The organism is Streptosporangium sp. G11 (genome assembly GCF_051192615.1).
In the GTDB taxonomy this organism is placed as follows: Bacteria; Actinomycetota; Actinomycetes; order Streptosporangiales; family Streptosporangiaceae; genus Streptosporangium.
The window spans coordinates 1-11,725 of the sequence record NZ_JBPJUQ010000019.1 but is presented as its reverse complement, the minus strand read 5'-3'; the positions used below and the strand labels follow the sequence as shown (position 1 = coordinate 11,725).

At 72.2% G+C, this 11,725-nt stretch carries 12 protein-coding genes and 3 tRNA genes; 10 read left to right on the top strand and 5 right to left on the bottom strand.

Going from position 1 to position 11,725, the window contains the following annotated elements:
- Positions 1–15: 15 nt before the first annotated feature.
- Positions 16–240 carry a hypothetical protein gene (locus ACSDR0_RS19620; protein WP_435290283.1) on the bottom strand — a complete coding sequence of 75 codons (225 nt, stop codon included), beginning with the start codon at positions 238–240 and terminating at the stop codon, positions 16–18.
- Positions 241–541: 301 nt separating this feature from the next.
- Between ACSDR0_RS19620 and ACSDR0_RS19615 the strand changes: the two genes are divergently transcribed.
- On the top strand, positions 542–1,621 hold the full coding sequence (locus ACSDR0_RS19615) for a radical SAM protein (protein WP_435290282.1): 1,080 nt from the start codon (positions 542–544) through the stop codon (positions 1,619–1,621).
- A 159-nt stretch (positions 1,622–1,780) separates the two neighbouring features.
- Here the strand turns inward: ACSDR0_RS19615 and ACSDR0_RS19610 are convergent, their stop codons facing one another.
- Positions 1,781–2,752, bottom strand: coding sequence for an alpha/beta hydrolase (locus ACSDR0_RS19610; protein ID WP_435290281.1), 972 nt, complete (start codon positions 2,750–2,752; stop codon positions 1,781–1,783).
- A 605-nt stretch (positions 2,753–3,357) separates the two neighbouring features.
- On the opposite strand from ACSDR0_RS19610, the gene ACSDR0_RS19605 reads away from it, so the two are divergent.
- The 3 genes from ACSDR0_RS19605 (at position 3,358) to ACSDR0_RS19595 (ending at position 3,815) form a co-directional block, all read left to right on the top strand.
- Positions 3,358–3,429, top strand: a tRNA-Gly gene (locus ACSDR0_RS19605).
- A 120-nt stretch (positions 3,430–3,549) separates the two neighbouring features.
- Positions 3,550–3,622 (top strand) — tRNA-Pro (locus ACSDR0_RS19600).
- A 120-nt stretch (positions 3,623–3,742) separates the two neighbouring features.
- A tRNA-Leu gene (locus ACSDR0_RS19595) sits at positions 3,743–3,815 on the top strand.
- A gap of 49 nt (positions 3,816–3,864) precedes the next feature.
- Here the strand turns inward: ACSDR0_RS19595 and ACSDR0_RS19590 are convergent.
- Positions 3,865–4,368 carry an NUDIX hydrolase gene (locus tag ACSDR0_RS19590; protein WP_435290280.1) on the bottom strand — a complete coding sequence of 168 codons (504 nt, stop codon included), beginning with the start codon at positions 4,366–4,368 and terminating at the stop codon, positions 3,865–3,867.
- A gap of 98 nt (positions 4,369–4,466) precedes the next feature.
- On the bottom strand, positions 4,467–4,757 hold the full coding sequence (locus tag ACSDR0_RS19585) for a hypothetical protein (protein ID WP_435290279.1): 291 nt from the start codon (positions 4,755–4,757) through the stop codon (positions 4,467–4,469).
- A gap of 195 nt (positions 4,758–4,952) precedes the next feature.
- Between ACSDR0_RS19585 and ACSDR0_RS19580 the strand changes: the two genes are divergently transcribed.
- Genes ACSDR0_RS19580 through ACSDR0_RS19565 form a run of 4 tightly spaced genes read left to right on the top strand, consistent with a single transcriptional unit; the run spans position 4,953 to position 8,323 of the window.
- Positions 4,953–5,750, top strand: coding sequence for an alpha/beta fold hydrolase (locus ACSDR0_RS19580; protein ID WP_435290278.1), 798 nt, complete (start codon positions 4,953–4,955; stop codon positions 5,748–5,750).
- A complete protein-coding gene (locus ACSDR0_RS19575) occupies positions 5,750–7,000 on the top strand; it encodes a PP2C family protein-serine/threonine phosphatase (RefSeq protein WP_435290277.1) in 1,251 nt (416 codons plus the stop codon). Before ACSDR0_RS19580 ends, ACSDR0_RS19575 begins: the two co-directional genes overlap by 1 nt.
- Positions 6,997–7,338 carry an STAS domain-containing protein gene (locus ACSDR0_RS19570; RefSeq protein WP_435290276.1) on the top strand — a complete coding sequence of 114 codons (342 nt, stop codon included), beginning with the start codon at positions 6,997–6,999 and terminating at the stop codon, positions 7,336–7,338. The genes ACSDR0_RS19575 and ACSDR0_RS19570 overlap by 4 nt, the downstream gene beginning before the upstream one ends.
- Positions 7,339–7,345: 7 nt before the next feature.
- Positions 7,346–8,323, top strand: coding sequence for an isopenicillin N synthase family dioxygenase (locus ACSDR0_RS19565; protein ID WP_435290275.1), 978 nt, complete (start codon positions 7,346–7,348; stop codon positions 8,321–8,323).
- A 21-nt stretch (positions 8,324–8,344) separates the two neighbouring features.
- Here the strand turns inward: ACSDR0_RS19565 and ACSDR0_RS19560 are convergent, their stop codons facing one another.
- Entirely contained in the window at positions 8,345–9,628 is a 1,284-nt protein-coding gene (locus ACSDR0_RS19560; RefSeq protein WP_435290274.1) for an ROK family protein, read from the bottom strand.
- Positions 9,629–9,870: 242 nt separating this feature from the next.
- Here ACSDR0_RS19560 and ACSDR0_RS19555 point away from each other — a divergent pair, with 242 nt between their 5' ends.
- A complete protein-coding gene (locus tag ACSDR0_RS19555) occupies positions 9,871–11,184 on the top strand; it encodes an ROK family protein (protein ID WP_435290273.1) in 1,314 nt (437 codons plus the stop codon).
- A gap of 221 nt (positions 11,185–11,405) precedes the next feature.
- Positions 11,406–11,725: ATP-binding cassette domain-containing protein (locus ACSDR0_RS19550; RefSeq protein WP_435290272.1), on the top strand; the 320-nt coding region annotated here is incomplete at its 3' end.

Below are 11,725 nucleotides of genomic sequence, written 5' to 3'. Positions count from 1 at the left end.
TAGTGGCCGCGCGGTTTAGTAGTAGCCACCGCCGCCGGGCTCCTTGACGGGAACCGTGTGCGCCTGGACGGCGGGCTGGAGCAGACCGGCACCGGCCAGTTCCTTGATCTGGTCGATCTGGTCGGTGCCGAGGCTGTACTCGGTGGCGACCGACTCCGGGTTGCTGAGCAGCTGCTCGGCGAACGCGGGGTCGGATGCGGCGCGCTGCACGAGATCGCGGACGCGTGGAGACTCGCTCATTGGTCCCTCCCATGGGACGGGGTTTCGTGGGCCGTTCGGGCTTCCCACGCGATCAAGTTACGAATCCGGCGCTCCCCGAACCACCGCCTGGCAGGCGTATTCCGGGCCCGCCGGGAGACGAAGGGCCCGGTGCCGGACGGCCGATCGCCGCGCCCCCGCGGACAGACCGGCGCGGGGCGCGGCCTACGCGTACGGACGGACGGCCTAGATTTCCGCCGGAACGGCGTAAGCGGCCGCGCGGGGCGGCCTGTCCACGCCGCCGGGCGACCGCCGCGCGGCGCGGGCGGCGTACCGTCGGGGCATGCTCAGGCTCGCCGAGCTCGACGCCCTGCGGCGGCAACGCGGGAGGTCGGCGCTGCTCCTCATCACCGACCGCTGCCCCGTCGGCTGCGCCCACTGCTCGGTCGACTCCCGCCCCGACGGCCCGCGCATCACCGACCACGCCCTTTTCGAGGAGATCGTCGAAGGGCTCTGCGCGGACGAGGACCTGCGGGTCGTCGGCGTCTCCGGCGGGGAGCCGTTCGTGGAGCGGCGCGGGCTCGCCTACGCCGCCCGGCGGATCCACGAGTCGGGCAAGGCGCTCGTCCCCTACACCAGCGGTCACTGGGGCGCCGGGGGCGATCCCCCCGGATGGGTCAGGTCCGTCCTGGGCCTGTCGTCCTGCGTCGTCCTGGGCGTCGACGCCCACCACACGAGCCCGCGCGCCGCCGTGGCCACCGCGGCCCGCGCCGTCGCGGACGCGGGCGCGTGGCTCGTGGCCCAGGTGCTGGACGACCCCGCCCAGATCGAGGACGCGCGAGATCTCCTGGAGGGCGCGCTGGGGGCCGGATGGCGTGATCACGCCGAGATCCACCCGGTCGCGCCCCTGCCGTACGGCCGCGCCCGGGGTCTGTTCCCCGCAGCCCGTCGCGTGCCCGGCGAGCGGCTGGGCCGGTGCGCGATCGCGCACACCCCGACGGTCCGCTACGACGGGCGGATCTCGGCCTGCTGCGACGAGAACGTCATCATGGGGGCCGGGCCCGCCGACCTGCATCGCCTGGCCGGCGACCGCGAGGGCGTGCGCCGGGCGCTCGCCGACCTCGCCGCCGACCCGTTCCTCGCGGTGCTGGGCACTCTGGGCACCGGGGCGCTGACCGCGCTGCCTCGCTACCGCGACCTCGCCCGCCGGGAGTTCTCCGGCATCTGCGGGATCTGCCGGCACATGCTGAGGCGCGCCGGCGGCGAGCGCGACGCGCTCCTGCACGCGCTGGCGCTGATCCCGCCGCCCGGCTCCCCGGGAACCTCACCGCCCGTCCCCGCGGAGTTCCCGGCGACCTTGCCGCCCGGTCCTGCGGAGGCCGCGCCCGCGGGGTCCCCGGGAACGTTGCCGCCCGCCCCGTGAAGGTCGCGCCCGCGAGGTCCCCCGGGAACCTCACCGCCCGGCCCTGTGAAGGTCGCGCCCGCCCGGTCCTCGGAGGCCCCGGTGCCGGACCGCCCGGGGACGCCGCCCGCCGGTGTGGTGCGGGCCTCGCCCCCGGGACCTCGGCGGGCGGGTGGGCCGTCAGCCGAACAGGGCCCTGCGTAGCGCGACCACCCGCTCGGCGGCGGCCCGGCGGCTGATCTCCGCCTCGGGGATCATCCCGTCGAAGCCGTGGAAGGCCCCCGGGTAGAGGTGGAACTCGGTGGAGACGCCCGCCCGTACCAGCCGCAGGGCGTAGTCGAAGCACTCGTCCCTGAAGACCTCCAGCTCGCCGACGTCGATGTACGCCGGGGGCAGGCCCGACAGGTCGGCCGCCCTGGCCGGGGCCGCGTACGGGGAGACGTCGTCGCCGCCCGCCCGCTCACCCAGCAGTGCCTTCCAGCCCAGGAGGTTCGCCCCCCGGCTCCACACGACCGCCTCGACGAACTCATGGCTGGAGGGGGTGGTGTTGCGGTCGTCCAGCATCGGGCAGATCAGGAGCTGGAACGCCAGGGCCGGGCCGCCGCGGTCGCGCGCCAGCAGCACGGTTCCGGCGGCGAGCCCGCCCCCCGCGCTGATCCCGCCCACCGCGATGCGCTCCGGGTCGATGCCCAGCTCGGCGGCGTTCTTGGCGGTCCACACCAGGCCCGCGTAGCAGTCCTCGACCGGCGCCGGGTCCGGGTGCTCGGGAGCGAGGCGATAGTTGACCGAGACGACCACGCATCCCAGCGCGGCGGTGTACTCGTTGAGGCGCGCGTCCTCCATCTCGACGTCGCCGATGATCATCCCGCCGCCGTGGATCCAGTACAGGCCGGGGACGGCACCCTCCTGCCCGGCGGGGCGGTAGATCCGCAGCCGGATGTCGGGATCGCCGTCGGGGCCGGGGACCGTCCGGTCCTCGATCGTGACCCGCTCGTCCGGCGCGAGCGGGGCCATCGCCGCGCGCGCCGCGTCCATCTGGAGACGGACGTCGGGCAGGTCCTCCAGCCGCAGGGAGCCGAAGTCCGCGACGGGCAGGGGGTTCGCCTCAAGGACGGCCGCCAGCCCGGGATCGATGTTCGGATGAAGTGCCATGTCACTCACCTAATCAGAAGACGGGGACGCCGGTTCGCGCGGTCGGCTCTTTCCATCGATCATGCGTGAGCCCCGCGCTCCCTCACAACCGCAAGGTGGCCGCGATGAGGGGCCCGCCATCCGCCAACCGGCGGCCGGCCACCCGCACGGGCGAGGGCCGGTGAATTCCGCACCGGCCGCGGAAAAACACCGACGGAGGGAAACGCGGGTAAAACCATTGGCATCGGATGCCGCCTTTGCCTTTCAATGGAGAAAGGCCGGGGCACCCGCTCCGAATCCTGGAAAGGACCGACGATGAAGCACGGCGCGTCACCGGTGTGGCAGGGGATGCTTGGGGCGTTCCCGCTGCTCAGTGGCGGTTATCTGCCCCCCGGGTGGCCAGGTGGATGACTCTCGCGAGGGAGACCGCCGAGCCGCCGGAGACACCCGTCCAGGCGGCTTCTTCATTTCAGAAAACCATGCAGGACAGCTATGACGACCGTGTGCGGGAGCCCGTTTCCCGCCCTCGACAATTCCACAGCGCAGCACGTTGAACGTGAATTCGTTCACGCGTTTCCTCCGGGAGGGCGCGAGAGGATTCACCCCCGGGAGATCCCGGGAGACACGCCGCAGAGGCCGAATCGGTAAGGCAGCCGGCTTCCACCCGGCAGGACGGGGTTCGAACCCCCGCTGCGGCTCTGCCCTCGCAGGAGAGGGGCATGGGACTGGGACTCGGCGAGGGGAGTGGCGACCCCCGCCCGGTCGGCAGGCCCGCGGCGCGTCCGGTACGGCCCACGCCAACCGGCCCGGACGCGTGACGGAACGTAGCTCAGCAGGAAGAGCATCCGGCCAGGGACCGGAAGGCCGCAGGTTCGAGCCCTGCCGTTCCGACGACTCACGACACAACGACACAAGACTCAAGACACAGCGGCTCAAGGCTCAAGACACAGCGACTCAAGACACGACGACTCAAGCGACATCGTGACACCGGCGTGCCGTACGGCACGCCCGGCCGCTCTGGCCCAACGGCAGAGGCACCAGGTTCAGGACCTGGGTGATCAGGGTTCGAATCCCTGGGGCGGCACGCGACACGGCGGTGGGCCGGGCATCGGCTCACCGCCGCCGGCCGGGCACTACTCGTCGTGATGCCAGGGCAGCACGAGGGGCTCGGCGGGCAGGTCCCCGGCCAGGAAACCGGACAGCAGGGCCCCCAGGTTGAGAGGGAAGATCGTTTCGCCGGTGGTCAGGAGGTCGTGCCGGGGCCACCAGTGGTGCGCCGAGATCACCGAGCGCTCCAGCTCCTCGTGCCCCGAGACGTCGACGGTGTGGTCGTCGACGCGCAGGAAGAAGAAGGAGTCGACCGCGGCGATCCGGACGTCACCGAACCAGGTGAGGCCCGAGGAGCGGGCCACGACGGGCCCCATGCGCTCCTCGGTGACCTCCAGTCCCGTCTCCTCGCGCAGCTCGCGGACCGCCGCGGCGACCAGCGTCTCGCCCTCGTCCACCCCGCCGCCCGGCGTGATCCAGTAGTGCTCGGCCGGCCAGTGCGCGGGCGCCGGATACCGGAACAGCAGGAGGCGGTCCTTGGCGTCGACCAGCAGGATCCGGGCACTGGAACGTGAGATCGGGGCGGTCACCCCCCGATCGTAGAAGAGACCGCCAAGCCTCGCGGCCCGGCCCCTCGCGTGCCGGTCCTCAGAGAGACACACCGGTTCTCAGCGAGACACGCCGGTTCTCAGTGAGAGAGGCGGCGCGAGGTCTCCGTGACCAGCTGGAGCACGACCGGCGCGAGGTCGGGCCGCTCGTGCAGCATGTCCTCCAGGCGCACCCGCCAGGCTGCGGTCTCGGCTAGCCAGGCGTCCTCGCGCAGCAGGCGCAGGCGCGTCTCGGAGAGCTTCGTCTGGTGCGTGACACCGAGGGAGCGCCCGACCGTGTCGCTGAGCCACCAGTAGGCGTTGTCGCCGGCGGCGTTGACGAAGGCCCGCGCGCCCTCCCAGGCCACGCGGGGGTGATGAACGACGTTCATGGCCGGACGGTACGCCCGGTGCCCCCCTCCCGCAAGGCCTGCTTGCGTGCGCCCCACCGCATCGGATCCCGGACCGCCGGGACCAACCGCACGGTCACGATTTTGTGCCCCCGCGGAACGATCCGGGGCACGGCCTGGGCGGCGAGGCCGGATCCTCGCCGGGATGAGAACAGGTGGAAAGATGGGCCGATGAGCATGAAGGGCAGAAACAACGTGGTGACGGTCGGCCGGGAGGACGGGCCGGTGCTGATGCTCGCGCACGGGTTCGGCTGCGATCAGAACATGTGGCGCCTGGTGGTGCCCGCGCTGGCCGAGGAGTTCCGCCTGGTGCTGTTCGACCACGTCGGGGCGGGCCAATCGGACATGTCGGCCTGGGACGCCGAGCGGTACGCGACCCTGGACGGCTACGCCGACGACGTACTGCGGATCTGCCGGGAGCTGGACCTCCGGCAGGTGATCTTCGTCGGGCACTCGGTCAGCGCCATGATCGGAGTGCTGGCCGCGGCACGCGAGCCCGAACGGTTCGCCAAGCTGGTCCTGCTCACCCCCTCGCCGCACTACCTCGACGACGGCGACTACCGGGGCGGATTCAGCGCGGCCGACATCGAGGAGCTGCTGGAGTCCCTCGACAGCAACTATCTGGGCTGGTCGGCGGCGATGGCGCCGGTGATCATGGGCAACCCCGACCGCCCCGAGCTGGGCCAGGAGCTGACCAACAGTTTCTGCCGCACCGACCCGCGGATCGCGTCCGTCTTCGCGCGTGCCACGTTCCTGTCCGACAACCGCGCCGACCTCGCCAAGGTGGGCGTGCCGACGCTGGTGCTCGAATGCGCCAGCGACGTCATCGCCCCGCGCGAGGTGGGCGCGTTCGTGCACGCCCAGATTCCCGGAAGCCACCTGGTCACCTTGGACGCCGTCGGGCACTGCCCGCAGCTGAGCGCCCCGCAGGCCACCGCCCAGGCGATCATCTCCTTCGCGGCCGACCCACGGTGATGTCGGACACCGGGGCCACCCCCGGACCGGCCGACCCCGGCAACGACAGTGCTCCGCGGGCGCTGTTCAACGCGCTGCTGGAGGACAGCGCCGAGGACCTGTACGAGAACGCGCCGTGCGGCTACCTGTCCACCCTCCTGGACGGCCAGATCGCCAAAATCAACACCACGCTGCTGACCTGGCTCGGCTACACCCGCGACCAGCTGGTGGGCCGGCGCCGTTTCAGCGACCTGCTCACCGTCGGCGGCAAGCTGTACCACGAAACGCACTTCGCGCCCCTGCTGCGCATGCAGGGCGAGCTCGGCGGGGTGGCCCTGGACCTGCGGGCCGCCGACGGCACCCGGCTTCCGGTGCTGGTCACCTCCGTACTCAAAACCGGCACCGACGGCGAGCCCCTGCTGATCCGCACCACCGTCTTCGACGCCCGCGACCGCCGCGCCTACGAACGCGAGCTGCTGCGCGCCCGCCAGGAGGCCGACCGCGACCGCGAGCGCCTCAAGCGCCTGGTGACCACCCTGCAGCGCAGCCTGCTGCCCGCGGTCCTGCCGGCGGTGCCGGGGCTGGAGGCCGCCGCCCACTACCACATCGCCTCCGCCGACCAGGTCGGCGGCGACTTCTACGATCTGTTCCCCCTCGGCGACGGCCGCTGGGGCTTCTTCCTGGGCGACGTGTGCGGCAAGGGAGCCGGAGCCGCGGCGCTGACCTCCCTGACCCGATACACCCTGCGCGCGGCCGCCGTATACGCTCCCGACCCCGTCGCGGTGCTGGCCACCCTCAACACCGTGCTGCGCCAGGAGTACACCGGAGACGACCTGCGCTACTGCACCGTCATCTTCGGCCTGCTCACCCCGGACGGCGACGGCTTCGCCCTCACCCTCGCCAGTGGCGGCCACCCCGCCGCCCTGCTGCTGCGCGCCGACGGCGGCGCCCACTACCAGCCCACCCCCGGCGGCCTGCTCGTCGGCGTCCTGCCCGACGCCCGCTTCGCGGCCACCACCACCAGGCTCGCGCCCGGCGACACCCTGTTGCTCTACACCGACGGCCTGACCGAGGCCCGCGTCGACGCCGAGGGCAACCGTCACAGCGAGGAGGCCCTGCACGCCTTCGCCGCGGCCCTCGCCCCCACCACCGCGCCCGCCGCCATCGCCGCGGTGAAGGACCTGCTGGGCTCCTTCGGCGACGGCCTGGACGACGACACCGCAGTCCTGGCTCTCGGGGTTCCCGCCCCGGCCGGCGAGGAGGCTCGATGAGCGAGCTGAGGATCACCGCCCGCGCCACCGGTGCCGGTCCGGTGCTGGAGGTGGCCGGTGAACTCGACTTCCACACCGCGCCCCAGCTGCGCGAGGCACTCCACCGCGTCGCCCCGCTGCCGGGCCAGCACCTCGTCATCGACCTGTCCGGCCTCACCGCGTGCGACTCCAGCGGCATCACCGTCCTGCTCGTCGCCCGCAACCGTGCCCTGGAGGCCCAGGCCGGCATCGCGCTGGCCGCCATCCCGGGCCACCTGGCCCGGGTCTTCCGCATCGTGGGCCTGGACCAGGTCTTCACCATTCGCCCCTCCGCGGGAAAGCGGGCAGATGGGCGATGATGGCCGGATGGAGCGGCTACCGGTGATCGACGTCAGCGCCCTGGTGCGGGGCGGGTCCGACGCGGAACGCGAGCGGGTCGCCCGCGAGATCGAGCGGGCCTGCCGCGACACCGGGTTCTTCTACGTCTCCGGCCACGGGGTGCCGTCCTCGCTCCTCGACCGCCTCGACACCGCCGCCCGCCGCTTCTTCTCGCTGCCCCCCGAGGTGAAGGCGGAGATCTCCATGGAGCGGGGAGGCCGCGCCTGGCGGGGGTTCTTCCCGGTGGGCGGCGAGCTGACCTCCGGCCGTCCAGACCTGAAGGAGGGCGTCTACTTCGGGGCCGAGCTGCCCGAGGACGCCCCCCGCGCCCGGCTGCCGCTGCACGGCCGCAACCTGTTTCCCGCCCGGGTGCCCGAGCTGGGCGAGACGGTCCTGGAATATCTCGACCGGCTCACCGATCTCGGGCAGTCGGTCATGCGCGGCGTCGCGCTCAGTCTCGGGCTGGCGGAAGACTACTTCGCCGCCGGCTACACCGCCGAGCCCACCGTCCTGTTCCGGATCTTCCACTACCCTCCGGCTCCGCCCGCCTCCGACGGGTGGGGGGTGGGGGAGCACACCGACTACGGCCTGCTCACCCTGCTGGCCCAGGACCGCAACGGGGGACTCCAGGTGCACGCCCGTAGCGGCTGGATCGACGCCCCGCCGATCCCCGGCACCTTCGTGTGCAACATCGGCGACATGCTCGACAGGCTCACCGGCGGCTTCTACCGCTCGACCCCGCACCGGGTGCGCAACGTCAGCGGGCGCGAGCGGCTGTCGTTCCCCTTCTTCTTCGATCCCGCCTGGGACGCGGAGGTGCCCCCGCTGCCCTCGCGGGAGGCCACCGGCGGCGGCCGTGCCCGCTGGGACGGCCAGGACCTGCGCGCCTTCAACGGAACCTACGGCGAATATCTGCTCGCCAAGGTCTCCAAGGTCTTCCCGCGGCTGCGGGAGGACGTGCTCTGACCCCTGCGGGGGAGGCGCGAGTCAGGCGCCGGAGGGCTGCGCCGCGGGCCGCATGATCGCGGTGGGGTCGCTGACGATCTGGTTGATCACCACGTTCGCGGCGCCCCGGGAGGCCGCGCCGAAGCCGTGGTCGGAGGCGACGAACCGGCAGCGGGCGGCGGGGCCCGCGACGACCAGGCGCTCCAGCTCGGCCTGGGCGAAGGGGAGCAGCCATCCCGCCAGGGTGGCGAAGAAACCGCCCACGACGATCACGCGCGGGTTGAAGAGGTTGACCAGGATCGAGCCGCCGAGCCCGAGCCAGCGGCCGACCTCCGCGACCGCGATCAGGGTCTGCCGGTCGCCGGCGGCCAGGGCGCGGGCGATCTCCGCCACCCGCTCCTCGGGGTCGGGCACCGGGCCCGCGCCCGGCCCGTACGCCCGCTCGGGTGTCGCCATGCGCACCAGCGCGGCCAGGCCGACCTTCGTCTCCCAGCAGCCGAACCGCCCGCAGCCGCAGCGCCCGCCGCTCGGGTCGACCGGCAGGTGCCCGACCTCTCCGGAGAAGCCGTCGGCCCCGCGCAGCAGCCTGCCGTCCACGATGATGCCGCCGCCCACGCCGACCTCGCCGGTGAGGTAGACCATGTCGGCCGTACCGGCCGCGACCCCCGAGGTGTATTCGGCCAGGGCGGCGAGGTTCGCGTCGTTGTCGACCGTCACCGGCACGCGCAGCGAGCCGAGGGCGGAGGACAGCCGGGAGGCCAGCGGCACGTCGTGCCAGTCGAGGTTGGGGGCGAAGGCCACCACCCCGTGGTCGACGTCGACCAGGCCCGGGACCGCCACCCCGATGCCCGCCGGGACGGCCCCGGCGCGCGTCATCTCCTCGATGGCCTCGCGGGCCGTCAGGCCGAGCTCGCGGAGCGAGAGGCTGGGGCCGCTGCCCGCCGCGTCGAAGCCCAGGCGGCGGTCGACCAGGACGTTGCCTCCGAGGTCGACGCCGTGGGCGGCGATGTAGTCGACGTTGATCTCCAGGCCGAGGGCGCCGATGTGCGCGCCGTGCAGCGCCACCGCCCGCCGGGGGCGGCCGACCGCGCCCGCGTGGTCGACGCCCACCTCCTGGACCAGCCGCCGGTCGAGGAGCTCGACCATCAGGTTGGAGACGGTGGCCCGGTGCAGGCCCGTGGCCTCCGCGATGTCGGAGCGGGAGGTGGAGCCGTGCTCGCGCAGGTGGCGCAGGACCAGGGAGAGGTTGGTCCTGCGGAGCGAGGCGTGGCCCGCGGCCTGGGGCGTGCCGCCCACGGTGCGGGCCTGGTGCTGCTCCTGGATCACGCGGCCACCTGGCTTTTATTTGTCTCGGATAGAAATTAATTGGATTTGTAACACAGAGGTGTCCTGCTGCGCACTACGGATCCGGTAACAACTCTGCATCTGTCATTCGTGCGACCTACACGTGTAAACGCGCGACCGTGTTACGAAAACGTTACGCAGATCGAAACGTTTCGAACCTTGCGCCCCCATCGGAACAGAGCCTTTAATTCGGCCAGTCATGCAAATTAATTGAGGGGAGTGACGTGCACCGCAGCTGGACCGGCAGTCGCAACGGCGGTTCGACGAGTTCGAGCAGGTCGGCCGGCACCCCCGCCGACCAGGCCACGGTGCGCCGGTCCAACCTGTCCCTGGTGCTGCGTCACGTCAGCGAGCACGGCCCGCGGTCCAGGTCGGTCGTCGCCATGGAGACCGGCCTGAACAAGACCACGGTCACCAGCCTCGTCAGCGAGCTGCAGGCCCGCGGCCTCCTCAAGGAGATCGGGCCGCAGCACGCGGGTGCCGTCGGCCGCCCCGGGCTGGCCCTCGCCCTGGACGGGGCCGGCGTCGGCGCCCTCGGCCTCGAGGTCAACGTCGACTACATCGCCGCCTTCGCCACCGACCTGGGCGGCCGGGTGCTGATCGACCGGCGGGTGAGCTTCGACGCCATGGGCTGCGACTCCGAGCGCTCCCTGACGGAGCTGGCCCGGGTGATAGGGGAGGCGATGACCGAACTCGACCTCCTGGAGGTCAGGGTCGCCGGGATCACCGTGGCCGTCCCCGGTCTCGTCGACACCGCCACCGGCATCGTGGACGTCGCCCCCAACCTCGGCTGGTACGGCGTCCCCGTGGCGGAGTGGCTGGTACGCGCCGGAGTTCCCCCGAACGTGCCGATAAGCGTGGACAACGACGCCAATCTGGCCGCCCTCGCCGAGTTCACCGGCGGCGTCGCCTCCGGCACGTCCGATCTCGTCTACCTCACCGGCGAGGTGGGCATCGGCGGCGGCGTGATCTCGGGCGGGCGGCTGCTGAGCGGCGCCGACGGCTTCGCCGGCGAGGTGGGTCACGTCATGGTCGACCCCTCGGGCGAGCGCTGCGGCTGCGGCCGGATCGGCTGCTGGGAGACGAAGGTCGGCCTGGCCGCGCTGGTCCGGATGGCCACCCCCGACCACGCCTACGGCATGCACGACGGGGTGATGCGCGACCCGGAGGAGCGGCTGGCCGAGATCGAGCTGCGGTGGGCCGCGGGCGATCCCCGGGTCGACCTGGCCATCGGAGAGGTGGGCCGTTGGCTCGGGCGGGGCTCGGCCACGCTGGTCAACCTCTTCAACCCCCGCGTCATCGTCATCGGCGGCTACTTCGCCAAGCTCGCCGACCGGCTCATCCCGGTGGCGCAGGCGGAGCTGAAGCGGCTGGGCGTGGAGGGATCCGTCGCCCGCTGCGACTTCGTCGCCTCCGATCTCGGCTTCGGCGCGGCCTCGCGCGGCGCCGCCGGGATCGTCACGGAGAGGGTGCTCTCCAACCCCACAGCCATTGACGTCCGCCTGGCGGCACCGGCACCCGAGAAGGAGCGCGAATGAGACGCCATACCTCGTGAGCGCCCGGTATCGCCTCTGAGCATCCCGTCCGTCCGACCGGAAAACCGGATTCGTGACGCCGTCGTTCACGCCGACCTCGGCGGCGCCACGCTGGTGCTGTCCGGCCCGGCCGGACGGGCGGGATCCCCCTTCATCCTCTTCCATCAACGTTTCCAGCGAAGTCCCCATCGAGATTTCGTCGTAAAGATCCACGGAGGCCCCCCATGCCGGAGCCGTCAACCGACTCGGCACCCCTCCTCGTGATGCGAGGAATCGTCAAGCAGTTTCCCGGAGTGCGCGCCCTCGACGGCGTCGACCTGGAGGTGCGTGCGGGCGAGGTGCACTGTCTGCTCGGCCAGAACGGTGCCGGGAAGTCCACTTTGATCAAGACTCTGGCGGGTGCTCACCAGCCCGACGAGGGGACGATCACGCTGAACGGCGAGGAGGTGCGGCTGTCGAGCCCGATTGCGGCGATCCGGCTCGGGATCTCCACGATCTACCAGGAGCTTGACCTGGTGGACGGGCTGAGCGTGGCCGAGAACGT

Bases quoted from the DNA above. Each gene is read 5' to 3' on its own strand.
- ACSDR0_RS19620 (WP_435290283.1), bottom strand. From the start codon at position 240: ATGAGCGAGTCTCCACGCGTCCGCGATCTCGTGCAGCGCGCCGCATCC.
- ACSDR0_RS19615 (WP_435290282.1), top strand. From the start codon at position 542: ATGCTCAGGCTCGCCGAGCTCGACGCCCTGCGGCGGCAACGCGGGAGG.
- ACSDR0_RS19610 (WP_435290281.1), bottom strand. From the start codon at position 2,752: ATGGCACTTCATCCGAACATCGATCCCGGGCTGGCGGCCGTCCTTGAG.
- ACSDR0_RS19585 (WP_435290279.1), bottom strand. From the start codon at position 4,757: ATGAACGTCGTTCATCACCCCCGCGTGGCCTGGGAGGGCGCGCGGGCC.
- ACSDR0_RS19580 (WP_435290278.1), top strand. From the start codon at position 4,953: ATGAAGGGCAGAAACAACGTGGTGACGGTCGGCCGGGAGGACGGGCCG.
- ACSDR0_RS19575 (WP_435290277.1), top strand. From the start codon at position 5,750: ATGTCGGACACCGGGGCCACCCCCGGACCGGCCGACCCCGGCAACGAC.
- ACSDR0_RS19570 (WP_435290276.1), top strand. From the start codon at position 6,997: ATGAGCGAGCTGAGGATCACCGCCCGCGCCACCGGTGCCGGTCCGGTG.
- ACSDR0_RS19565 (WP_435290275.1), top strand. From the start codon at position 7,346: ATGGAGCGGCTACCGGTGATCGACGTCAGCGCCCTGGTGCGGGGCGGG.